The organism is Gluconacetobacter liquefaciens, assembly GCF_003350405.1.
GTDB lineage: Bacteria > Pseudomonadota > Alphaproteobacteria > Acetobacterales > Acetobacteraceae > Gluconacetobacter > Gluconacetobacter liquefaciens.
This window is the reverse complement of the sequence record NZ_QQAW01000003.1, coordinates 230,519-254,588: the sequence shown is the minus strand read 5'-3', so window position 1 is coordinate 254,588 and position 24,070 is coordinate 230,519. Positions and strand designations below refer to the sequence as shown.

Annotated in this window: 21 protein-coding genes; 13 read left to right on the top strand and 8 right to left on the bottom strand. The window is 66.3% G+C overall.

All coding sequences use genetic code 11. The features are described 5' to 3' along the window. Positions 1-248: 248 nt before the first annotated feature. From C7453_RS07370 to C7453_RS07360, 3 genes are all read right to left on the bottom strand, one after another. Positions 249-2,012 (bottom strand): heparinase II/III family protein, encoded by a 1,764-nt coding sequence (locus tag C7453_RS07370; protein ID WP_114726889.1) that lies wholly within the window; start codon positions 2,010-2,012, stop codon positions 249-251. A gap of 61 nt (positions 2,013-2,073) precedes the next feature. Continuing rightward, positions 2,074-2,751, bottom strand: a complete 678-nt coding sequence (gene rpe, locus C7453_RS07365; RefSeq protein ID WP_114726888.1) for a ribulose-phosphate 3-epimerase — start codon at positions 2,749-2,751, stop codon at positions 2,074-2,076. Positions 2,752-2,841: 90 nt separating this feature from the next. Continuing rightward, positions 2,842-4,143 (bottom strand): RsmB/NOP family class I SAM-dependent RNA methyltransferase, encoded by a 1,302-nt coding sequence (locus C7453_RS07360; protein ID WP_174787918.1) that lies wholly within the window; start codon positions 4,141-4,143, stop codon positions 2,842-2,844. 139 nt (positions 4,144-4,282) lie between these two features. Between C7453_RS07360 and C7453_RS07355 the strand changes: the two genes are divergently transcribed. The 6 genes from C7453_RS07355 (at position 4,283) to C7453_RS07330 (ending at position 11,293) form a co-directional block, all read left to right on the top strand. After that, complete coding sequence (locus C7453_RS07355) at positions 4,283-5,035, top strand: YggS family pyridoxal phosphate-dependent enzyme (protein ID WP_114726887.1); 753 nt, start codon at positions 4,283-4,285, stop codon at positions 5,033-5,035. A 127-nt stretch (positions 5,036-5,162) separates the two neighbouring features. Next, positions 5,163-7,103 carry a potassium transporter Kup gene (locus tag C7453_RS07350; protein WP_114726886.1) on the top strand — a complete coding sequence of 647 codons (1,941 nt, stop codon included), beginning with the start codon at positions 5,163-5,165 and terminating at the stop codon, positions 7,101-7,103. Beyond that, the gene (hemW, locus tag C7453_RS07345; protein WP_114726885.1) at positions 7,093-8,295 is read left to right on the top strand and encodes a radical SAM family heme chaperone HemW; all 1,203 of its coding nucleotides are present in this window, start codon (positions 7,093-7,095) and stop codon (positions 8,293-8,295) included. The genes C7453_RS07350 and hemW overlap by 11 nt, the downstream gene beginning before the upstream one ends. Before the next feature lie 185 nt (positions 8,296-8,480). Further along, positions 8,481-9,626: a nucleoside hydrolase gene (locus C7453_RS07340; protein WP_114726884.1), complete on the top strand. Its 1,146-nt coding sequence runs from the start codon at positions 8,481-8,483 to the stop codon at positions 9,624-9,626. Between the two features lie 3 nt (positions 9,627-9,629). Next, on the top strand, positions 9,630-10,076 hold the full coding sequence (locus C7453_RS07335; RefSeq protein WP_114726883.1) for a DUF1489 family protein: 447 nt from the start codon (positions 9,630-9,632) through the stop codon (positions 10,074-10,076). After that, positions 10,064-11,293 carry a lytic transglycosylase domain-containing protein gene (locus C7453_RS07330; protein ID WP_174787916.1) on the top strand — a complete coding sequence of 410 codons (1,230 nt, stop codon included), beginning with the start codon at positions 10,064-10,066 and terminating at the stop codon, positions 11,291-11,293. Before C7453_RS07335 ends, C7453_RS07330 begins: the two co-directional genes overlap by 13 nt. Before the next feature lie 126 nt (positions 11,294-11,419). Here the strand turns inward: C7453_RS07330 and C7453_RS07325 are convergent, their stop codons facing one another. The 3 genes from C7453_RS07325 to C7453_RS18905 form a co-directional block, all read right to left on the bottom strand. Then, complete coding sequence (locus C7453_RS07325; RefSeq protein WP_114726881.1) at positions 11,420-12,376, bottom strand: acetyl-CoA carboxylase carboxyltransferase subunit alpha; 957 nt, start codon at positions 12,374-12,376, stop codon at positions 11,420-11,422. 103 nt (positions 12,377-12,479) lie between these two features. Continuing rightward, a complete protein-coding gene (locus C7453_RS07320; protein ID WP_114726880.1) occupies positions 12,480-13,412 on the bottom strand; it encodes a site-specific tyrosine recombinase XerD in 933 nt (310 codons plus the stop codon). After that, entirely contained in the window at positions 13,409-13,552 is a 144-nt protein-coding gene (locus tag C7453_RS18905; RefSeq protein ID WP_170143154.1) for a hypothetical protein, read from the bottom strand. The genes C7453_RS07320 and C7453_RS18905 overlap by 4 nt, the downstream gene beginning before the upstream one ends. A gap of 98 nt (positions 13,553-13,650) precedes the next feature. On the opposite strand from C7453_RS18905, the gene aroB reads away from it, so the two are divergent. The 3 genes from aroB (at position 13,651) to C7453_RS07305 (ending at position 17,410) form a co-directional block, all read left to right on the top strand. Further along, entirely contained in the window at positions 13,651-15,411 is a 1,761-nt protein-coding gene (gene aroB / locus C7453_RS07315; RefSeq protein ID WP_114727066.1) for a 3-dehydroquinate synthase, read from the top strand. Positions 15,412-15,713: 302 nt separating this feature from the next. Further along, positions 15,714-16,841, top strand: a complete 1,128-nt coding sequence (locus C7453_RS07310; RefSeq protein WP_114726879.1) for an OmpA family protein — start codon at positions 15,714-15,716, stop codon at positions 16,839-16,841. A 104-nt stretch (positions 16,842-16,945) separates the two neighbouring features. Further along, a complete protein-coding gene (locus C7453_RS07305; RefSeq protein WP_245948908.1) occupies positions 16,946-17,410 on the top strand; it encodes a GtrA family protein in 465 nt (154 codons plus the stop codon). 10 nt (positions 17,411-17,420) lie between these two features. Here the strand turns inward: C7453_RS07305 and tenA are convergent, their stop codons facing one another. Next, positions 17,421-18,125 carry a thiaminase II gene (tenA, locus tag C7453_RS07300; RefSeq protein ID WP_114726878.1) on the bottom strand — a complete coding sequence of 235 codons (705 nt, stop codon included), beginning with the start codon at positions 18,123-18,125 and terminating at the stop codon, positions 17,421-17,423. A 146-nt stretch (positions 18,126-18,271) separates the two neighbouring features. Here tenA and alaS point away from each other — a divergent pair, with 146 nt between their 5' ends. The 4 genes from alaS (at position 18,272) to C7453_RS07280 (ending at position 23,737) form a co-directional block, all read left to right on the top strand. Next, entirely contained in the window at positions 18,272-20,908 is a 2,637-nt protein-coding gene (gene alaS / locus C7453_RS07295; protein ID WP_114726877.1) for an alanine--tRNA ligase, read from the top strand. A 261-nt stretch (positions 20,909-21,169) separates the two neighbouring features. Further along, positions 21,170-21,868: a carbonic anhydrase gene (locus C7453_RS07290; RefSeq protein ID WP_114726876.1), complete on the top strand. Its 699-nt coding sequence runs from the start codon at positions 21,170-21,172 to the stop codon at positions 21,866-21,868. A 46-nt stretch (positions 21,869-21,914) separates the two neighbouring features. Next, complete coding sequence (locus C7453_RS07285; protein ID WP_114727065.1) at positions 21,915-22,757, top strand: endonuclease/exonuclease/phosphatase family protein; 843 nt, start codon at positions 21,915-21,917, stop codon at positions 22,755-22,757. Positions 22,758-22,777: 20 nt separating this feature from the next. After that, entirely contained in the window at positions 22,778-23,737 is a 960-nt protein-coding gene (locus C7453_RS07280) for an aldo/keto reductase (protein ID WP_114726875.1), read from the top strand. Between the two features lie 57 nt (positions 23,738-23,794). Here the strand turns inward: C7453_RS07280 and C7453_RS18900 are convergent, their stop codons facing one another. After that, positions 23,795-23,932 (bottom strand): hypothetical protein, encoded by a 138-nt coding sequence (locus C7453_RS18900; RefSeq protein ID WP_170143153.1) that lies wholly within the window; start codon positions 23,930-23,932, stop codon positions 23,795-23,797. Positions 23,933-24,070: the final 138 nt, after the last annotated feature.

Sequence of the window (24,070 nt, the reverse complement as noted above, 5' to 3'; positions counted from 1 at the left end):
TGTTTACATGCTATCCGTACCGACCATCCGCATGCAGAGCACCCCGTCCATTCGTCTCAGCACCCCGGCCGTCTCTGAGTCTGTCTCGAAATGCGCCGAGGACACGCCACAGGCGTGCATTCCAGACAGGCTCTCATAGCACCACGCCCGGTCATCGCGGAAACCATGGGCACGATCCGGGCGCGCGACCACGGATCTGCGGACAAACCCACCGACCATCCTTCGCACCGGCGGGACGCAGAGGTGATCTAACCTTCCACCCGCATCAGTCCCCAGCGAACGATCTGGCGCGTCCGCTCCTCACTTCCCGAACGCTGAACGCGGGCATGCGCTTCCGGGATAGCGGCTGCCTTCGTCCCGTCGGCCTCGAGTTCGCCACCCAGGTCGGCCGCCGCGCCTTCGACGGGGAGCGATTCCACCGCCTCCACTACCTCGGCTGTCGCCTCACCCGTCACACCAGTATCGCCCGGTCGCACGTGAATAACGATCTGGCGCGTCCGCTCAGGCTTCCCTGCCCCGCAATAGATGCTCTCCTCGACCGCCAGCGTCCCGCCGTCGGCGCGGAATTTCCAGATCCGTCCCCCAACGTCCAGAATGACGATCTGCCCCTCGGCGTCCCATTCGGCCCCGACCGCAGGATGAAGATGAAACCGCAGATCGAAGGACTGCGCCCGTTCGCCCTCGACGATTTCCTCGCCCCGCAGGTCCTCGCCCCCGTCCCCCAGATAGAGCCGACGGCGCCAGGAGGCACCGAAGGGCGCGTGGTAGCCGTCGTGTGACAGATCCAGCCAGTGCGCCCCGTCCTGGCCCATCTGTTCCGCCGTCACATGGGGCGGGCGCCGCTGGATACCGCCATCGGGCCCGATGTCGGAGGACGAGCAGCCCTCCAGCACCAGCAGCGAATGCGCGGCGCTTTCACGCAGCGCGCGCCGCCATTCCGGCGTCTGCCCGGTGCCGCAATTGACGATCACGCGCTGCCGCGCCACCGAAAACTCGAAGGACAATGTCCCCGCATGGGCCAGGCCATCAAAACCAGCCGGCGGAGGCGCCGCCGCGTCGACCAGCAGCAACGAACGCCCAACCTGCAGGCGGATAAAGCCCCCGTCGGGCATGGCGGTCGCCACCACCCGCGACCGGGTCGATTGCGCCAGGACCATCTCGATCATCGCGACATTGCCGACATGGCTGCCGTTGAACAGCGCCAGCCCCCCATCCCCATGCCGCAGGGCCCGCAGCACTGGGCTCATCCGGTCGAGCGCCAGCGCCAGCGAATCAGGCAACGGCAACTGGGCCGCCTGAATCATCGCCCGCATCTCGGCCAGTTCGCGCAGGGCGAGAAACTGGATTTCGGGGCTGCGCTGGATATGACACCCATCCTGCATGATCTGCCGCGCCAGTTCGGCATCGAGATAGCGCATGAAGCGGGAAAGGAAACCGCTATGCTCCGGCATTGCGATCGCCGCCGCCAGCAGGCCCTTGAAGGCGACCAGCGCCCGCCAGTCATGCGTCTCGGGCGGCAACAGGGCCGCGATCGTCCGTCCTTCGGCCAGCAGACGCTGCATCAGGCGATGGCGGAATCCGTCGTCGGCCGATGCGGCGAAAAAGTCGTAATGCCCCAGCCACGAGGCCAGCCGGGCGCCGGTCACGGCGCAATCACGCACCATCGGGTCGGTCGGCGGATGGGCCAGCCAGTCATTGACCAATGCGCGGGCCTGAAGCCGCGCCGAATCCGTTCCAACAGCGCGCAGGTCCCGCAGCCAGGTGAAGCCATGCAGATAGGCTCGAAACGAATCGGGATAAGACGGATCTTCCCACCGGCCAGGGCCGATCCGGCGCGTGACGCCGCCATGGGTCAGGCTGCCAAGCGCCAGTTGCGCCCCGGATGTCGGATCACCGGGCCACAGGTCGCGTACAACATGGACCGGTGCTGCAGGAACACGCCCCAACCCCGCCAGCGACGGCAGACGAGCCAGCGAAAGACGTGCATCCTGGCTCCAACGTCGCAGGACCATCAGGCCCCTCTCTTTTCACAAGACAGTTCCGTCCACCCCACGCCTGACAGCCCGCCCTGGATCATGAGGCCCTTCTGGCCGCCCCGCGCAGATCGGCAATGGCCCGCTCATAATCCGGCTGGCCGTAGACTGCGGTGCCGGCCACCAGCATGTCGGCCCCGGCCTCGGTCGCCAGAGCCGCGGTCCTGATATCCACGCCGCCATCGACACCGATCCGGATATCACGACCTGTCGCTTCCGCCATCCGGCGCAGCGTGCGGATCTTCTCCAACTGGCTGGTCAGGAATTTCTGGCCGCCAAATCCCGGGTTGACGGTCATGACCAGGATCACGTCCACCAGATCCAGCACTTCCTCCACCGCCTGCGCCGGCGTCGCCGGACAGATGGCCACACCCGGCTTCACGCCCAGCGTGCGGATCTGCTGCAAGGTCCGGTGCGTATGCGGTCCCGCCTCGACATGCACATGAATGTGGTCGGCCCCCGCCTCGGCGAACATCTCCAGATACGGGTCGACCGGCGCCATCATCAGATGCACGTCGAACACCAGGCCCGATTGCGGGCGCAGCGCCTTGATCAGTTGCGCACCGAAAGACAGATTCGGCACGAAATGGCCGTCCATCACATCCAGATGCAGCCAGTCGGCCCCAGCCCGCTCAACGGCGGCGACTTCGTCCGCCATGCGCGAAAAATCAGCCGAAAGGACACTGGGCGCGATAAGAGGGGGAAAATGAATGGCCATGACGGACACTGTAACAGGAAATCACGGGCGGCATGCAAGCAGTTGCATGCCACCCAGCCATAACCCCTGCCCTCACGATCGCAGGAGATGTCAGAGGCGGCGGAAACGCGCCGCGAAAAACCCGTCCATCCCCCCGATTCCCGCCCAGAGCGCCGGATGGGTCCGCAGCCAGCCTTCCGGGGTCAGGGCCTCGGGCAGCATCGCCAGTTCCTCCGCCGAGAACGGGTCGGGCACCAGCCCCATCGCCGCTGCGGCGCGGGCGCGCTCAGGCCCCTCCTCGGGCTGAAGCGAACAGACGGCATAAACCAGGCGCCCACCGGGGCGCAGCATGTCGCGCGCCGCCGCCAGCAGCCGGTCCTGCCCCTCGGTCAGGGCCTGCAAATCGCGCGGACGCTTGATCCACAACACATCGGGGTGGCGCCGCGCGGTGCCGGTCGCCGAACACGGCGCATCCAGCAGCACACCGTCCAGTAGCGCATCGGGCCGCCAGGTTGTCGCATCGCCCAGCACGGTTGCCACCCGCTCCGTCAGGCCGAGACGCGCCAGATTCTCATGCAGCCGCGCCATGCGACCGGGCTCACGTTCGATGGCCGTCACCTCGGCCCCGGCAAAGGCCAGTTGCGCCGTCTTGCCCCCCGGCGCCGCGCACAGATCGGCAATCCGCTCACCCGGCTGCGCCGCCAGCAGGCGCGCGGGCAGCGACGCCGCCGCATCCTGCACCCAGAACGCCCCCTCGGCGTACCCCGGCAGTTCCGCTACCCGCGTCCCGGCCGGCAGGCGCGCCGTACCGGTGGGCAACAGCTCCGCGCCTGACGGGCACTCCGCACCGGGGCGCAGGGTCAGGTCCAGCGGGGCCTCACGGCCCAGCGCTTCAGCGATCGGTCGTGCCAATCCGCCCCACGCGCCCCACAACCAGGGCGGCACATCCAGCCGGTCCTGGTCCAGCCCGTCCAGCGCGCCCGCGCCGGCCTGTGCCACGCGGCGCAGCACGGCATTCACCAAACCCGCGAACGGCGTCAGCCCCCGCCGACGCGCCAGCGAGACCGCCGTGCCAACCGCCGCATGAGCGGGCGTGTCCAGAAACAGGATCTGCGCCACGCCGATCAGCAGTACCGAGCGCACCGGCAGCGGTGGCTCCTTCTTCAGGAACGGTTCCAGCACCATGCCGGCCGTGCCCAGATGGCGCAGCACAGTCGCCGCCAGCCGGTGCGCGGCGGCCCGGTCGCGCGCATCCGCGCCACGCGCCGCGGGCGACTGGTCCAGGCTGGTCTCCAGCATACGGCGATGTTCCAGAACGCCCTGCACGATATCGAAGGCGATATCCCGCGTCGGGTCCGCCCCGGCCCCGCGCGGTCCGCGCTGCCCCCGTCCGTCTGGTGCGCCCTGGTTCATGGTGCGTATGCTCCTCCCGTCCCGTTTCATGATGCCGCGTGCTGATGGCATGCCCATCTTCCCACCGCCACCCCTCCACCCCCGGAATCTGCGTCATATCCCCCTTGACCGGCGACCAGCCCCGTCCAACCGTAAAGCCATGACGACCCATCCCGCCGCCCACCCGTCCTGCCCATCCACGATCGCCACCGCCCTGGCCGGTATCCGGGAGCGGATCGTGGCTTCAGCGCGCCGCGCAGGCCGCGCACCCGATGCCGTCACACTGGTTGCGGTCTCGAAATTCCACCCGCAATCCAGCGTGGTGGAGGCCCTGCACGCCGGCCAGACCGTATTCGGCGAAAACCGTGTGCAGGAAGCGGCGGAGAAGTTTCCCGCCCTGCGCCAGGACTGGCCCGCCATGCGCCTGCATATCATCGGCGGCCTGCAAACCAACAAGGCCCTGGAGGCAGTGCGGATCGCCGACATGATCGAAAGCCTCGACCGCCCCGCGCTGGCCGACGCGCTGGCCCGCGCCGCCGACCGTACGGGGCGGCTGCCGGATCTGCTGGTCCAGGTGAACACCGGCGACGAATCCCAGAAATCCGGCATCCCGCGTGCGCAGGCCGACAGTTTCATCACCGCGTGTCGCCAGCGTTTCGGCCACGCCGTGCGCGGCCTGATGTGCATCCCCCCAGCCGACGAGGACCCGACGCCGCATTTCCGCTACCTGGCAGATCTGGCACGAACCCACGGCGTGGCCCTGCTGTCGATGGGCATGTCGGCGGATTTCGAGGCTGCGATCGCGGCTGGCGCCACCCATGTCCGCGTCGGCAGCGCGATCTTCGGTCATCGACCCGTCAGCGCACCGAATAGCGCTATCCCGCCGGCTCGCCTTGCTGCCCCCGAATCATGACGCTATGCCGGGTGATAACGCGGCCGGCGCGCCGTTGCCTGCCAACAGTCCTCGGAGCCGTCCCGACATGACGCCAGACCCGGTCGACCAAACTGCCGGATCCATACCGCCCGCCCAGACAGCCGCAATGGCTGCGGAAACGGGAGGACATTCGGACACGTCTTCCAAGATCACCGAATTTGGTGCCGACCAGCACGAACATGCTGCCAATCCGGTCGGTTTCGCCGCCCTCCTGGCCGTCCTGGGCGTGGTCTTCGGCGACATCGGCACCAGCCCGCTCTACGCCCTGCGTTCCACCATCCTCGTCGTCTCGCAGCATCACCAGATCGATGCCTGGGAAGTCATGGGGGTCGAAAGCCTGATCCTCTGGTCGCTGATCCTGATCGTCACGGTCAAATATGTGATCCTGATCATGCGCGCCGATCATAATGGCGAAGGCGGCATCATCTCGCTGATGGCGCTGGCGCAGAAAGTATCCACCGACAGCCGGCTGAAGCTGCTTCTGGGTATGGCCGGAATCGCGGGCGCCTGCCTGTTCTTCGGCGACGGACTGATCACGCCGGCGATTTCGGTCCTCTCGGCCGTCGAAGGGCTGGAGGTCAGCTTTCCCGCCGCGCGCGAACTGATCATACCGATCGCGATCGTGGTGCTGATCGGCCTGTTCAGCGTGCAGTCCTACGGCACGGGCAAGGTCGGCACCATCTTCGGCCCGATCATGGTGGTCTGGTTCAGCATGCTCGGCGTCCTGGGCCTGCTGGCGATCATCCGCCATCCGCATATCCTGATGGCCATTTCGCCGATCTACGCCGTGAAGTTCATCATCTACCATGGCTGGCTGTCCTTCATCGCCCTCGGCTCGGTCGTCCTGTCCGTGACCGGTGCGGAAGCACTGTATGCCGATATGGGCCATTTTGGCCGCCAACCCATCCGCTATGCGTGGCTGTTCTGCGTCCTGCCCTGCCTGGCGCTGAACTATATGGGCCAGGGCGCGCTGATCATTTCCGACCCGTCCGCGATCAGCAATCCGTTCTTCCTGCTCGGGCCGCACTGGCTACAGATCCCGATGATCGTCCTGTCGACGATGGCGACCGTCATCGCCAGCCAGGCCGGCATCTCGGGCGGCTTTTCGCTCTGCCGCCAGCTCATCCAGCTCGGCTACCTGCCGCGCATGCGCATCACCCACACCAACAAGGATGAGGAAGGGCAGATCTTCCTGCCCGAATTCAACCGCTTCCTGATGGTCGGCGCCCTGCTCCTGGTGGTGTCCTTCCGCAGTTCGGATGCCCTGGCCTCGGCCTACGGCATCGCCGTCACCGGCACCTTCATGTGCACCTGCGTGCTGGCAATGGTGGTGTTCCGCCGCCAGTATCACTGGTCGCGGGCGGCGGCGGCCGCAACGTTCGGCGGCTTCTTCGTCATGGACAGCGTCTTCTTCGCGTCGAATGCGCTCAAGATCCCGCAGGGCGGCTGGGTGCCGGTCCTGCTGGGCACCGCGTTGACCCTGATGATGACGACCTGGAAACGCGGCCGCAGCCTGATCATGGCCCGGCAGAAGCTGGACAGCCTGCCCGTCAATTCGTTCCTGGCCCGCCTGCCGCAATCGCGCACCATCCGCGTGCCCGGCATGGCCGTCTTCATGACCGCGACACCGGAATTCGTGCCGACCTGCCTGCTGCACAATCTGAAGCACAACAAAGTGCTGCACGAGCATGTGCTGTTCGTCACCGTCCAGACCCTCGACCAGCCGGAGGCCACGCGCGGCCACCGTGTCGCCCTGCAGCAGCTCGCACCGAATATCTACCGGGTCATCCTGCGTTACGGCTTCATGGAAACACCGAACCTGCCCCGCGCGCTGGAAGACCTGAAGGCCAACGGCGTGGAGTTCGACGCCATGCAGGCCTCCTATTTCACCAGTCGCGAACTGCTGGTCCGCTCCTCGGTGCCCAAGATGTCGCGCTGGCGGATGTCCCTGTTCCTGCTGATGGCGCGCAACGCCGTCCCCGCCACCGAGTTCTTCCGCATTCCGCCCGATCGTGTGGTGGAACTGGGCGTGCGGCTTGCCATCTGACGCACAGGCGCCGGCCAATGAAGGGGCGCCCCTGGCACTCTACGTCCATTGGCCGTTCTGCCTGGCCAAATGCCCGTACTGCGATTTCAACAGCCACGTCCGCGACACCATTCCCCAGGCCCGCTTCTCCGCGGCCCTGCGGCGCGAACTGGCCCATGAAGCCGCCCGCCTGACCGAAGACGGCCCGCGCCGGCTAGGGTCGATCTTCTTCGGCGGCGGCACACCGTCGCTGATGGCGCCCGAGACGGTCGCGGCCCTGATCGCCGACGCCCGATCCCTGTTCGCCACAGCTCCCGATCTGGAAATCACGCTTGAGGCCAACCCCACCAGCGTCGAAATCGAGCGGCTGCGCGCTTTTCGCAACGCCGGAATCAATCGGGTGTCGCTGGGCATCCAGAGCCTCGACGACGACGCGCTGCACCTGCTGGGGCGCCAGCATTCCGCCGGCCAGGCCATCGCGGCACTGGAGACGGCGCGCGACCTGTTCGGGCGGATCTCCTTCGACCTGATCTATGCCCGGCCGAACCAGTCGCCGGCCGCCTGGCGGGCCGAACTGAATCAAGCCCTCGCCCTGGTATCGGACCATTTGTCGCTCTACCAACTGACCATCGAGCCCGGCACCCGCTTCGAAGGGCTGCATCGCCAGGGGCTGCTGACCCTGCCCGACGAGGATTCAGGGGCCTTGATGTACGAAGAAACCGCCACGGTCGCCGCCGGCCACGGACTGGCCGCCTACGAAGTCTCGAACTACGCCAGGCCGGGAGCGGAAAGCCGCCATAACCTGACCTACTGGCGCTATGACGATTATCTTGGAATTGGTCCCGGCGCCCATGGCCGAACGACCCTGGCGGATGGCCTGCACGCCACCCGCCGCCACCGCGCCCCGGAACCCTGGACCGAACGGGTGGAACGAACGGGCAGCGGCCTGATGCAGGATGACATCCTGACATCGCGCGACCGCGCCCGAGAAATGCTGCTGATGGGCCTGCGCCTCACCGAAGGCGTGCCGGAGGCACGATTCGCACAGCGCACGGGCATGGCGATGAAAGATGCGCTCGATCCGACGATTCTGGCGGCAGCGCTGGGAGAGGGCTACCTCGTGCGTGACGAAACCATCCAGGGGGCCGTCCTGCGTGCCACGAATGCGGGCCGTCTCCGCCTAGAGGCCCTGCTCGGCGCCATGGTTCTTTAAAACACTGTTCCAACTTGATAAATACTGAGCCAGAAACGGCCAAGGATCACGTTTTCGCCCAGCACCGCAACGTAATCGCCAATCGCGACGCGGCGGAGAAAACACGCGCCGGATTGCCAGATGCAGCCTTTTTAAAACAGTCTCAGGGCGACCGGACAGCCGGGCTCTCGTACACAGGACGCAGCATGCCATTTTCCCCTTCCCGGCGCCGGACGCACACTGCCTCCCACCGCCTCCTGCCCACCGCATTGCGTGCGCTCGTCCTGGGCGCGGGCCTCCTGGCCGCCACCCAGCCGACCGCTCATGCGGCCGAGCCGCGACTGGTGATCGAGGACAATGATTTTCTCGGCCCCGGCGGTTCCGACCAGCAATCGATCATCCCCCTGCTGTTCAACCCCGCCGTCAAAGTGCTGGGCTTTACCGTCGCCACTGGTGATGGCTGGGAGAATCAGGAATCCGCCCATCTCCGGCGCTTTCTGGAGATCATCGGCCGAACCGACGTTCCGGTCGCCGACGGTGCCGTCTATCCGCTGATCAACAGCGTGCCCCGAATGCGCATGCGCGAGAAGCAGTTCGGCACCATTCCCTGGAAGGGTGCATGGGGCGCACTGGGTTCGATGGACAAGGTCCCCTCCGAACAGCCGCCACTACCGGCGATGAAAGACGGTGCCCCGAGCCTGAAACCCACGGCGGAAAGCGCCGCCCTGTTCCTGATCCGGCAGGTCCACGCACACCCGCATCAGGTCACGATCGTCGAAGCCGGACCAATGACCAACCTGGCACTGGCGATCCGTATCGACCCCACCTTCGCCGCCACCGCGAAGGAACTGATCTTCATGGGCGGCCTGCTGGACACCAGCATGCGCGCCCTGACCGGCAACGTCGATTTCGCTTCGGACTTCAATATGATCTTCGATCCCGAGGCCGCACACATCACCCTCACCGCCCCCTGGCCGTCGATCACCGTCGTCGGCAACGTGTCCAACGACCTGATGATGACGCGCGACTATCTCAAGCGCATCCAGCAGAAACGCACACCGATGACCGACTATATCGGCACCTATTACGACCCGCTGCCGATGTGGGATGAAATGGCGACGGCCATCGCAGCCGACCCCACGCTGATCAGTACTTCGCTCGACGCCTATATGGACATCGACATCGCCAATGGGCCCCATTACGGCCACGTCGTCGTCTGGCCCGACGCGACGGCACCGAAGGAAACAGGCATCCGCAAGGTACGAATTGTGCAGTCGATCAACGCCCAGCGCTTCCTGGATACGTTCCTGCGCGAGGCGCAGAGCGACGTGCATCCAGCCGCCCATCCCTGATCCATGCTGCACCTGGTCAAGCTCGCGGTCGGCATCGCTTCGGTTGAGGAACTGGCGCACCGGCAGCGTACCATGGCCGAAGGGGCCGGAGACGGGCTGGACGGCACCCGGCCGTCCGGCCACCCGTGGCTGCGTACACGCATGTTTCCCCGCCGGGCATCGGAAATCCTCGATGGCGGCTCGCTCTACCGGGTCATCGGCGGCCTGATCCTGTGCCGCCAGCGCGTCGTCGAGATCTGCCCCGATACGCGCGAGGACGGCGTGGCCTGCGCGCTGATGGTGCTGGCACCGGAGATCGTCCCGGTCGCGCCACGCCCGATGCGCCCGTTCCAGGGCTGGCGCTACCTCTCCCCCGCCGACGCGCCACCCGACCTGACCGCCAGCGGCGGCACTGGCGACATGCTTCCAGAATCATTACGGCGGGATCTCGCCGGACTATGCCTGATCTAGCCCCCCTCCCTACCGCCGGCTCCCGCCGGAGGCGCGGCCGCCACGCCGCCATGATCGGGCTGGCCCTGATCGTCCCCGCCATGCTGGCGGCGTGCAGCAGCACGCCCGGTTCGCGCTATTCCCGCTATTACCCCCGCAATGGTGCCTATCGGGCTCCTGGCTCGCCCCAGGATCCGTGGGGGCCCTATATTTCCGACGCCTCGACCCGCTTCTCGGTCCCCCAAGAATGGGTACGCGCCGTGATGCAACAGGAATCGGGCGGCCATGAATATCTGCACGGGCAGCCGATCACTTCATCCGCCGGCGCCATGGGCCTGATGCAGCTCATGCCCCAGACCTACGCCGACATGCAGGCGCAGAACGGGCTGGGACCGGACCCTTACGAACCGCACGACAATATCCTCGCCGGCACCGCCTATATCCGGCAGATGTACGACCGCTACGGTGCACCGGGCTTTCTCGCCGCCTACAATGCCGGCCCGCAACGCCTGGACGACTATCTCCAGACCGGACGGCAACTACCGAACGAGACAGTCAACTACCTCGCCTCGGTCACACCAAACCTGGGCACGCAGGTGGCACTCAGCGGCCCGCTGGCCGCCTATGGCAGCGGCACCCAGATGGTGTCGGCCACGCCGACCAGGCTACCCGTCGCCATGGCGGCGGCATCCCGAGCCGCACCGCCCATCGTCGTCACCCCCACCATCGCCAACCCCACCGGCGGCCAACCCGTCCAGTACGCGGCCTACGTGCCGCGCTCCACACCCGCCCGGCAATGTGCCCAAGATCCCGACGCCGCCTACGATCCCGATGCCCCTTGCCAGCCATTGGCGCCGCCCATGCCGTCGGCACTCCCACCACCTACGCCGACCGTCGCCCAGCCCATGGCCGCCGCACCATTCGTCGCAACACCGGTCGCCGCCCGCGCACCCATGGCTGCCGCGGCCCCGGCCGGCGTGAATTACGGCCAGTGGTCGATTCAGGTCGGCGCGTTCGCCTCGGAAGGGCAGGCCCGATTCGCCACCACCATGGCCCGCCAGGCGGCATTCAACGCCCTGAACGGCGCACGCAGCGTCGTTCAACCCGTCCCCTCGTTCAACGGGCATCCACTCTATCGCGCGCGGCTGGCCGGCTTGGCACGCGGCAGCGCCGCCACCGCATGCTCATCCCTGCACCAGCAAGGGCTGGACTGCATAATCGTGCGCCCCGACCAATAAATTCGGGGCCGCCACCGCGCGATGGTGGCGCACCGCTCGCGCGGCACGCTCGCTCACCAACCTACGGTGACGGCCCCCAAAAGCCGTTCGTCCGATTTGGCCGCAGTCACACAACCATTCAGGTGGTCAGGTCAGGCCGTCGCGTCCCATGGCGAGGAATTTCTCGCGGCGCTGGGCCACGAGCATCGCTCCGCTGAGCGACATCAAGTCCGGCAGTTCGGCAGCGATGGCATCGCCAACCGCGCGAATCGCAACCTCCGGATCGCGCTGCGCGCCCCCCAGCGGCTCGGGAATGATGCGGTCGACCAGGTGCAGTTGCAGCAGATCCTGGGCCGTCAGCTTCAACGCCTCGGCCGCGCTGGTCGCCAGCTTGGGGTCACGCCACAGAATCGACGCACAGGCTTCAGGCGAAATAACCGAATAGATCGCATGCTCCAGCATCATCACCCGGTCGCCCGCCCCCAGGGCGATGGCCCCGCCCGACCCGCCTTCGCCGATCACGGTGGCGATCACCGGCACCGGGGCCGAGAGGCAGGTATCGATGGATCGTGCGATCGCCTCCGCCTGGCCGCGTGCCTCGGCGTCGATGCCGGGCCACGCGCCCGCCGTGTCGATAAAGGTCAGGATCGGCATGCCGAAACGGCCCGCAAGTTTCATCAGGCGCTGCGCCTTGCGATAGCCCTCGGGGCGCGCCATGCCAAAATTATGCTCCAGCCGGCTCTCCAGCTCCGACCCGCGCTCGGTTCCGATCACCACCACCGGAATATCCTGGAAACGGCCGATTCCACCGATGACAGCCTTGTCCTCGCCGAACAGGCGGTCGCCGGCCAGCGGCGTGAAATCCTGGATCAGAGTGCCGATATATTCGGCCGTGTGCGGTCGCTGCGCATGCCGGGCGACCTGGACCTTCTGCCCAGGTGTCAGCTTGGCATAGGCGGCCCGAAGCTGCTTGTCCGACTTTTCGGTCAGACGGGCGATCTCCTCGGCGATATTGATGCCGTCGGGGCCGGACATGTGACGGAGTTCGTCGATCTTGTTCTCAAGCTCGGCGACCGACTTTTCAAAATCTAAAAACTGGCGCATCCCGTGCGGATAGCACAGCCACGAATCCTGCCAAGTCCCCCCACCCGGTCCGCCACTAAATCCATCGGGTGGCACGACCGCCCGGCGCCACTCGCCGCGCGCCTTATGACGACGTATTCCCCTGCCCACCCGCGCCCTTTCGCCCACCTGCGAGCGGATGATGTGCCTCGACCACCGCGCGCAACCGTTCGGCCAGCACATGGGTATAGATCTGTGTCGTGGCGATGTCGGCATGGCCCAGAAGCATCTGAAGAGCACGCAGGTCGGCCCCACGCGCCAGCATGTGCGTGGCAAAGGAATGGCGCAGCACATGCGGCGACAGGCGCGCGGGGTCCAGCCCTGCCCGAAGCGCCACATCATGCAGGATCCGATCGAATCCCTGCCGTGTCAGCGGCCGCTGCCCATCCCGGCCGGGAAACAGGTAAGGGCTGCGCAGTGCCTGATCCCGCGTCGCCAGCGCCTCGGCCGCCGCACGTGCCTGGACGGATAAGGGCACCAGACGTTCCCGCCCCCCCTTGCCGCGCACCAGCAGCATCCGCGCGTCGCCCGTCAGGGCACGGCGTGGCAACGCCAGTAGTTCCGAAATCCGCAACCCGGACGCGTACAGAATTTCCAGCGCCGCACGCGCGGCCAGCCAGCGCCGCCCGTCATCAGGCGGCATGTCGCACGCGCCCAGCAGCGCATCGACTTCCTCTTCGGTCAGGAAGCGCGGCAATGTGGCCGGCAAACGGGGCGCGTCGAGCAATGCAGCCGGATTGTCGGTCCGCAACCCTTCACGGCTCAGGAACAGATAGAACTGCTTCAGGCAGGACAGCCGCCGCGCCTGCGTCCGGGGCGACAGGCCGGCCTGGGCGAGTCCCGCCATGTAGTCACGCAACACGCCCGCGTCGGCATCCGCCATCGCGCACCCGGCCTGCGCCACAAACGATTCGAGGTCACGCAGGTCCCGGGCATAGGCCCCCAGCGTATTCGCGGCCGCCCCACGCTCGGCCGCCAGCATTTCCAGGAACGATTCGGCCTGAACGGCCGCGCTCATGAATGGACGAATCGATCCGGCGGCAGATCCTTGTGTACCGGCACGGTCGGTGCCGGCGGCGGAAACGCACCCAGCGACATGAACCCACCGATTCCGACCACAACCCCAATACCCGCAAGAGCCAGCAGGATGCGCAGCATAACCGAACCCCAACGCAATGATGCCCGCCGCCTCGCCGGAAGATCCGGCCATGATGCGACATGGCGAGTTGTCTTTGCTCTATGGTAGGTTGGCCTTCATGTCACGCCAGAACGCCTCCGATCCGTCCGAGTCCACAGCTCAACCTTTCGCCGGGGACCAGGCGATGCCGTCCGCCTCTTCCGCTCACGGTACCGGGACGCCCCTCCCCCTCTTCCCAGGCCACGGCCCGCGCGAAGACAGCGTCGTTCTGGTTGGGCTGATGGGGGCCGGAAAGACGACGATCGGCCGACGGATCGCAACGCGCCTGGGCATGCCATTCATCGACGCCGACCTGGAAATCGAGCGCGCGGCGGGCTGCTCGATCGCCGACCTGTTCACCCAGTATGGCGAAGCCGAGTTCCGCAAGGGCGAACACAGGGTTATCCGCCGCATCCTCGACGGTCCCCCCGTGGTGCTGGCGACGGGCGGCGGCGCCTTCATGGACCCGATGACTCGGGCGATCGTCCGCGAGCGCGCGACGTCGGTATGGCTGCGGTGCCCGCTGCCCGTCCTGGTGCGCCGGGTCCAGGGGCGGGGCCACCGACCACTCCTGAATGCCGGCAACCCGCGCGACGTCCTGGCGCAACTGATGGACATCCGTTACCCGACCTATGCCGAGGCAGACATTACCGTGGATTGTGGAGAAGAAAGCGTGGAACAGAGCGCCGCGACCGTCATCAACGCCCTGGCACTGGGCCGGCAACCGCGGCTCGTTCCCGTCATACTGGATCGCTGGCGGTATGACGTGACGATCGGCGAGGACCTCCTGCGCCACGCCGGCATGCTGCTCTCGCCGGTCCTGCCCCAGAAGCGTGTCGTGGTCGTGACCGACTCGACCGTCGAATCCCGGCATCTTCCGCAATTGCTCCAGGGGCTGGCACAGGACGGAATCCAGGCCGAAACCATCGTCGTGCCGCCGGGAGAAGGCTCCAAGACGCTGGCGGAATACGAGCGCGTCACCGGCATCCTGCTGGAGATGGGGGTCGAACGCGGCACCACCGTCATTGCGCTGGGCGGCGGCGTCGTCGGCGACCTGGCAGGCTTCGCGGCAGCGACCACGATGCGTGGCCTGCCCTTCGTGCAGATTCCCACCACCCTGCTGGCGCAGGTCGATTCCTCCGTCGGCGGCAAGACGGGCATCAACACCCCCTTCGGCAAGAACCTTCTCGGAGCATTCCACCAGCCGCTGGCGGTGCTGGCCGATACCGCGACCCTCGCCACGCTACCGCCACGCGAGATCCGCGCCGGCTACGCCGAAATCGTCAAAGCCGGCCTGATCGGCGACTCCGCCCTCTTCGAATGGTGCGAGGCCAACGGCCAGGCGGTGCTGGATGGCGACGCCGACAGCCAGGCCGAGGCCGTGCGCCGCGCCTGCGCGTTCAAGGCCGCCGTCGTGGGAGACGATGAGCGCGAGGAGCGGAAATCGGACGGAAGGGCCCTGCTCAATCTCGGGCACACGTTCGGCCACGCACTGGAAGCCGAACTGGGATATGACGGTCGCCTGCTACATGGCGAAGCCGTGTCGCTCGGCCTGCGCCTGGCCTTCGTCACCTCCGAGCGGATGGGCCTGTGCAGCAGCGCGGATGTCGAGCGCGTGACGACCCACCTGGAACGGCTGGGCATGCCGGCCCGGCTGCGCGACCTGGAGCAGACATTTTCGGCCGAAAGGCTGCTTGCCCACATGCAGCGCGACAAGAAGATGCGCGACGGGCGCCTGTCCTTCGTCCTCGTGCACGGCATCGGGCAGGCTTTCACCTGCCGCGACGTTCCCGACAGCATGGTGCGGGAAATCCTGCTGGCGGAAGGATGCGCCGCATGACGCTTCCGTCATGCGTTGCGATATCGCAACACAGATGCGCGGATATCACATAATCCTGCCATAGCCCCGCTCGGGAGGTGTCGTTGAATTCCCCTCGCCGGGAAATAGTTGCAATCCGCACGTAATCTTATCGAAACAAACTGTTGCTTTTTCAACACGGTGCTCAATGGTAATGGCTGCTTTGCCCTCGATGCGGGTTCCTAATCCGGAACCGGAAGTTCTATAGGGGGTTAAGCATCACGCTGAGGTTGGCCGTCTGTGGTTTGACGGTTACTCGAACGGATGATCAAGAGGACGAAAAAATGCGTCTCCGCACGGCATTACTCGCCACCACGCTGATGGCAGCTGCACCTGTTGCAGCCAACGCGACAATCATTACCGGTCCGTATGTCGATCTGGGCGGTGGTTATAACCTGGTCCAGAACCAGCATGGCCATTTCGCCAACAATCCGACGGCTGGCGTGTCCAGTTCGTCGCAGTACCGTCATCATGACGGCTTCACGGGCTTCGGCGCCTTCGGCTGGGGCCTCGGCAACGGCCTGCGCGTCGAGGTTGAAGGTCTCTATAACTACTCTGAGATCAACCACCGCAGCGGCACCGCTCCGGCCAAGACCAGCGGCAGCGACCAGTCCTATGGCGGCCTGGTGAACGTGCTGTATGATATCGACCTGAAGCAGTTCGGGATCGATGTTCCGGTGACGCCGTTCGTCGGTGTCGGTGCCGGCTATCTGTGGCAGCACTACAACCCGACCACGACCAGCTACGCCAGCTCGGCCAACCGCGTTGACCGCCTGGGCGGCACGACGGGTGGTTTCGCCTACCAGGGCATCGCCGGTGCGGCTTTCGACGTCCCGAACGTCCCGGGCCTGCAGATCACCGCGCAGTACCGCATGGTCGGCCAGACCTTCAACAACGGCTCATTCACGATGTCCTCGTACAGCCCGTCGGGCCTGAGCCGTGGTCACGCGAACTTCGACCATCGCTTCAACCACCAGTTCATCCTGGGTCTGCGCTATGCGTTCGACACCGCGCCGCCGCCGCCGCCGCCGGCTCCGGTCGTTGTGCCGCCCGCCCCGACCCCGGCGCGCACCTACCTGGTGTTCTTCGACTGGGATCGTTCGGACCTGACGGGCCGCGCGCGTGAGATCGTGGCCGAAGCCGCCCAGGCCTCGACCCACATCCAGACGACGCGGATCGAAGTCAACGGCTACACCGACAACTCGGCGGCCCATCCGGGTCCGCGTGGCGAGAAGTACAACCTCGGCCTGTCCAACCGTCGCGCGCAGAGCGTGAAGGCTGAACTGATCCGTGACGGCGTGCCCGCGAACGCGATCGACATCCATGGTTACGGCGAGGCGCATCCGCTGGTTCCGACGGGTCCGAACACCCGCGAGCCGCAGAACCGTCGCGTGGAAATCATCCTGCACTGATCCTGGCGGTTTCCGCCTGGTTCGACAGGGTAAAGAGGGATGCCTTCGGGCATCCCTTTTTTATTGCGCGCCCTTCATATCCATAGCCGACGAGACCGCGCGCCGTGCCGGATTCCCGCCCCTCTCCCGCCGATGTCCCGCTTCCCGGTGCGAAAGGCGACCTGCGCGCCCGGATCTGGTCATTCCTGAAATTCGGGATCGTCGGAACATCGGGGCTGATCTGGGATACGCTGGCGGTCTACGGTTTCCGCCCCCTGCTGGGCCTCGTGGGCGCCACCGTGCTGGCCTATTTCATCGCAGCGAGCATGAACTGGCTGATGAATCGGCTCTGGACGTTCCGTCACGTCGTACATGCCGACCGGCCCCTGATTCAGTGGGCCCGTTTCCTGCTGGCCAGTTCAGTGGGTTTCATCATGAATCGCGGCATGGTCTTCGCGCTGTTCCTGCTGTTTCCCCTGTGCCGGGCCGTTCCCGTCCTGGCTCTGGCCGCCGGAGCCCTTGCCGGCCTGGCCGCCAATTTCACGCTCAGCCACCGGATGGTCTTCCGCCAACGGCAGCAGAGCCCCTAAATCCGACGGATCAGAGCATACCGGACCGGCCGGCATGCCAGAACGCAGCCTCCAGCTTCACGGCGGTCCGGAATTCGGCAAGCAGCGCAGGATAGCGCCCCTCCGCGCCATAGCGCTCAGCCAGCCTTTCCAGCGTCATGAGCCCGGCATCCACCAGCCCGATAAACTTTTCGCCCCCATAAAGGGCAATCCAATCCCAGTAGGGATTCCCCTCCCGCCGGGTTGCCGGGTCAGCCATCAGGCGGGCACCGATTTCGCCGTAGCCGATCAGGCACGGCGCCAGCGTCACGATCAGGTCCAGCAGGTCGCCCGTCTGCCCCCGGTCGAGAATGAAACGGGTATAGGCCAGCAGTTCCAGGGATTCGGGCTGGCCATGCAGATCCTCCACGCACAGTCCCCATCCCGCGCAATAGGCAATATGCAGCGCCAGTTCGGTATCCAGCAGGCCGGACACGATGCCGGAGGCCGAGCGCATGTCCTCCATCGTATCGGCCTTGTAGATCGCCAGCGCATAAGCCCGCGCATACTGGATCAGGTACAGATAGTCCTGGATCAGGAAGCGCCTGAAATCGGCCTCGGGCAGCGTCCCGTCCGCCATGCCACGGACGAAGGGATGGTCAATGAACCGTTCCCAGTCCGCGCCGCAATCGCGCCGCAGCCTGCCGGCCAGGCCCTGCTCCAGCCGGGGCCAGTCCCGTTCCGCGATCCAGTTCATGCGTTCGTCCTTCCGTCGGTGTTTTTATGGGGGCGCCGATTCGCCTCACCACGCGCCCTTGCTCTTCCTGCCGGGCACGCCGTGCGCTAGGTGATGGTATCCGAGCTTTCCAGCCTTCGCCATTTCAGGATCGTCAGCCCTCCGCCATGACCTCCACAAACGATATCCGCGCGACCTTCCTCGACTATTTCGCGGCCAACGGTCATCAGATCGTGCCGTCCTCGTCGCTGGTGCCGCGCAACGACCCGACCCTGCTGTTCACGAATGCCGGCATGGTCCAGTTCAAGAACGTCTTCACCGGGCAGGAAACCCGCCCCTACGCGCGCGCCACCACGGCGCAGAAGGTGGTCCGCGCCGGCGGCAAGCATAACGACCTGGATAATGTCGGTTACACCGCCCGCCATCACACCTTCTTCGAGATGATGGGGAATTTCTCCTTCGGCGACTATTTCAAGCCCGAAGCGATCGAATTCGCCTGGAACCTGATCACCCGCAATTTCGGCCTGCCCGCCGAAAAACTGCTGGTCACCGTCTACGCAGAAGACGAGGACGCAGCAGCCTTGTGGCGCAAGATCGCCGGCCTGCCCGACCAGCGGATCATCCGCATCGGCACCTCCGACAATTTCTGGCGCATGGGCGATACCGGCCCCTGCGGCCCGTGCTCGGAAATCTTCTACGACCACGGTCCTGACGTTCCCGGCGGCCCCCCCGGCTCGCCCGACGAGGATGGCGACCGGTTCGTCGAGATCTGGAACCTCGTGTTCATGCAGTTCTTCGAGGACCCGCCGGGCGTCCGCTCGCCGCTGCCGCGCCCCTCGATCGACACCGGCATGGGGCTGGAACGCTTCGCCGCCATCATGCAGGGCAAGCGCGACAATTACGACACGGACACGATGCGCGCCCTGATCCTGGCCTCGGCCGAGGTCACGGGCCAGGACCCGGACGGCCCGTTCCGCGCCAGCCACCGCGTGGTGGCCGATCACCTGCGCTCCACCTCGTTCCTGATCGCGGACGGCGTGCTGCCGTCCAAGGACGGTCGCGGCTACGTCCTGCGCCGCATCATGCGCCGCGCGATGCGCCACCTGCACATGATGGGCACCAAGGAGACGGTATTCCACCGCCTGGTTCCCGCCCTGGTGCGCCAGATGGGCGCCGCCTACCCCGAACTAGTCCAGGCCGAAGCCCTGATCCGCGAGACCATGCGCGGCGAGGAAGAACGCTTCAAGGCGATGCTGGAACGCGGCCTGACGCTGCTGTCCGACGAGACGGCGAAGCTGGGTGACGGCCAGAAACTGCCCGGCGACGTGGCGTTCAAACTCTACGACACGTTCGGCTTCCCGCTGGACCTGACGCAGGACGCCCTGCGCGGCGGCAGCCACGAGGTCGATGTCGCGGGCTTCGACGCCGCGATGCAGGTGCAGCGCGAGCGCGCCCGCGCCGCATGGAGCGGCTCGGGCGACAGCGCGACCGAAACCGTGTGGTTCGAGGCCCGCGACACGTTCGGCGCCACCGAGTTCCTGGGCTATGCGACCGAACAGGCGGATGCCGAAATCCAGGCCATCGTCAGCAAAGGCCAGTCCGTGACCGACGCCCCGGCCGGAACCGAGGTCGCCCTGCTGCTCAACCAGACCCCGTTCTACGGCGAAAGCGGCGGCCAGGTCGGCGATACCGGCCTGATCACCGCGCCCGGCCTGCGTATCGCCGTCACCGACACCCAGAAGCGGCTGGGCGACCTGCTGGTGCATTCGGGCACGGTGATCGAAGGCACGGTCCGCGTCGGCCAGGCAGTCACCGCCACCGTCGATCACGAGCGACGCAGCGCGATCCGCGCGCATCATTCCGCCACCCACCTGCTGCACGAGGCCCTGCGCCGGCGCCTGGGCGCGCACGTCACGCAGAAAGGCAGCCTGAACGCGCCCGACCGCCTGCGCTTCGACATCAGCCAGCCCCGCCCTCTGACGCCGGAGGAGATCGCCGAGGTCGAAGCCGAGGTGAATGCCCGCATCCGTGAAAACAGCGCGGTCACCACCCGCCCGATGTCGCAGGAGGAAGCGGTGGCACAGGGCGCGATGGCCCTGTTCGGCGAGAAATACGGCGATGAAGTCCGGGTCGTATTCATGGGCCCGGCCGAGGAAAACCGTCCGGCCTGGTCGATCGAGCTGTGCGGTGGCACGCATGTCAACCGCACCGGCGATATCGGCCTGTTCCGCATCACGTCGGAAAGCGGCGTCTCGGCCGGCATCCGTCGCATTGAGGCGGTCACCGGCAAGACCGCCGAGACGGCCTCGATCGCCACCGAGCAGCGGCTGGCCCAGGTGGCGGCGATGCTGCGCGTCTCGGCCGCCGAAGCCCCCGAGCGGCTGGCGGTGATCCTCGAAGAACGCAAGGTCATGGAACGCCAGATCTCCGACCTGCAACGCAAGCTGGCCAGCGGCGGCGACGGCGGCGCCAGCACCGAGACGATCAACGGCATCGGCTTCATCGCCCGCAATGTGGGCGATCTGCCGGCGCGCGAACTCAAGCCTCTGGCCGACTCCCTGCGCCAGCAGGTCGGCTCGGGCGTGGTGGCCCTGGTCTCCATCGCCGACGGCAAGGGCAGCGTCGTCGTCAGCGTCACCGCCGATCTCACCGAACGTTTCGACGCGGTCGAACTCGTACGGGCCGCCAGTGCCGCCATGGGCGGCAAGGGCGGCGGCGGACGGCGCGACATGGCCCAGGCCGGCGGCCCGGACGTATCGCAGGCCGACGCGGCGCTCGACGCGGTACGCAAGTCCCTGACCTGACCTTAATAGCCTCCCCATCGCCGTGTCCCGATGGCACGGCGATGTGTCCGGCGCCTGACATAGTATGTCCCGAGCCTCCACAGGCGAAACCGGACCTGTGCCGTCCTCGTTTCCATGCTATCTTCGATGGGCCCGGCCATGCCGGCGCCCCGGCGCCCACATGCCAAAACGGCACGCCTCCTGCAGGACGGCCGTTGTCAGGGTGACCGTTCGAACGCCACTGTGGAGTTCCAGGCGGACTTCAGAACATAGGGACCTTCGATGGCCGACACTGATGCCAAGAAAACATTGATTTCGCTCCTGCACGGGGTCGAGAAATTCAATGCCGAGATCTTCCCGCAGAATCGCGAACTGTTCGCGGAACTGGCTGGCCAGCAATCTCCGGACACGCTGTTCATCGCCTGCGCCGACAGCCGCGTGAATCCCAGCCTGATCACGCAGACCCAGCCGGGCGACCTGTTCGTGCTGCGCAATATCGGCAACATCGTCCCCGCCTACGGCGAAATGCTGGGCGGCGTGTCGTCAGCCATCGAATATGCGGTCCTGGCACTGGGCGTATCGCATATCATCGTCTGCGGTCACTCGGATTGCGGGGCGATGAAAGCGCTGCTGGACCCCGATCCGTCGAAACTCGCCCACATGCCCACCGTCGCCTCCTGGCTGCGCAATGCCGAAGCCGCGCGGGCCGTCGCCGGCGCGCTGAAGGCAACCGACGCTGGTCCGGAATCCGTGCGGAGTCTGGCGGAACAGAATGTGCTGCTACAGATCGCCCATCTGCGCACCCATCCGGCCGTAGCCGCCGCCCTGGCCCGCAACACGCTGATCCTGCAGGGCTGGTTCTACGATATCGCCAGCGGCGAAGTCGTGATCCTGGACGAGACCACGCGCTCCAGCATCCACGTCGATGAAGCCATCTCCCGCCTGACCCGCGAGGTGGATGCGAAGCCTGTACAGGCCTGATCCACGATCGACGGTCATCCGCCTCCTGGCCTGCGCCGGGTGGCTGATGGCCGTCCTCACCACACTGCCCCTCCACGGCGCGGCCGCCCGCACGATCAAGGTCTCGACCTGGAACCTGGACTGGCTCACGGCACGGCCATCGGGCGATCCCGCTCTGCCCCCCGACCTTCATCATCGCAGCGACGCCGGCCTGCGCCAATTGGCGCTCTACGCCACACGGCTCAACGCCGACATCATCGGGTTTCAGGAAGTCGATTCCCCAACCCTCGCCGCCCGCCTGTTCCCGCCCGACCGTTACCGGATCGTCATGAGCGACGACCATGTGGTCCAGCGCGTCGGGCTGGCGGTCGCCGCCAGGTTGACCATCACCCGCCATCCGGACCTGTCGGAACTCGACGTCTATCCGCCCGACGCCCCCCATCATCTGCGGACAGGGCTGGATGTCACGATCGGCGACGGAGCCGCCAGCCTGCGCATCCTCATCGTGCATCTCAAGGCCGGCTGCCGCAACGCGGCCCTGGCCGACCGGCGACCGGCCTGCCGCACGCTCGCCCGGCAACTGACGGTGTTGGATGACTGGATTGCCCAGCGACAGGATGAAGGCGTAGCCTTCCTGGTCATGGGGGACTTCAACCGCAACCTCACCCCGTCCGACCCGTTTTTCCGGCAACTGGAAACCGACGGTCCCCTGACATTGACCACGGCAGGGCGCGCCAGCCCATGCTGGGGCGGCACCTATTTCATCGACCACATCATGCTGGGCAACCAGGCCCGCGCATGGCTCCGCCCCGACAGCCTCCGGGTCCTGACATACGACGCGCAGGACCCCGCCCAGGCGCCGGACCTGTCCGATCATTGCCCCGTCTCGGTCGGGCTGGAAATGCCCTGACCGGGCAGGAAGGTTTTCCTATGGAATATCGCCACCTCGGCCGTTCCGGCCTCCGCGTCTCCGCCGTCGGGCTGGGCTGCAACAATCTGGGCGGCCGCATCGGGCTGGAAGAGTCCCGGGCGGTGGTCCATCAGGCCCTGGACAGCGGCATCACCCTGTTCGATGTCGCGGACGTCTATGGCCGGCGCGAAGCCCATTACGGCGCATCCGAGGAAGCGCTGGGCGCAATCCTCGGGTCACACCGCAACGCGATCGTGCTGGCCACCAAATTCGGCATGCCCATGGATGCGGAAGGTCATCTTCAGGGCGCCTCGCGCCGCTATATCCGCCGGGCCGTCGAAGCCAGTCTGACTCGCCTGCGCACGGACCGGATCGATCTGTACCAGGTCCATACCCCCGACCCGGCCACCCCGCTCGAGGAGACTCTGCGCGCTCTGGACGACCTGACCCGCGAGGGAAAGATCCTCTATGCCGGCTGTTCCAATTTTCCGGCCTGGCAGGTCGCCGACGCCTGCCACATCGCCCGCGCGGCCGGCCAGGCGGGCTTCATCTCATGCCAGGACGAACTGTCCCTGCTGGCGCGGGACGCATTGCGCGATCTGGTGCCGGCAATCCGTCATTACGGCCTGGGGCTGCTCCCTTATTTCCCTCTGGCCAGCGGTATCCTGACCGGAAAATACCATCGCGGCACACCGCCACCCCCCGGCAGCCGGCTGAGTGCGTGGATCCATCTGGCCGACCGCTACCTGACCGACGCCAACTGGACCCTTCTCGACCGGCTGGATACCGTTGCCCGCACGCATGGGCGCAGCCTGACCGAACTGGCCTTCGGCTGGCTCCTGTCACACGATGTCATAGGATCGGTCATTGCCGGCGCCACCCGCCCCGCTCAGATCGAGGCCAACGTCGCCGCCGCCGCACACCCGCTGACGGCCGAAGAACGCACTGCGCTCGCGACCGCGCTATCCGGTAATGATTGATCACCCATCAGGCCCAACCGCCCTCGCCATGCAAAGCGAAACAGCCCCGAAGAGAGGTCAGGCAGGCCACACTCCCGAGAAAAAAGCCGCCCGCCAACCGATCAGGATCATGCCGATGACAAACAGGATCGCACCCATCAACTGAAATACGTCGCGCAGCGGTGCCTGGGGCGCACGATCCTCGATTTCAGGCATGCATGGCTCCCTTCCTGTATTGTCACTGTTCTTAACATCCGTGATGACAGCACGAAAAGGGGCCACACGCCCAATGACTTGTTTTGTGACGAAAGCACCGTCATGCGGGGTGCAAAAGCGCGTCGCATTATGCCGGCA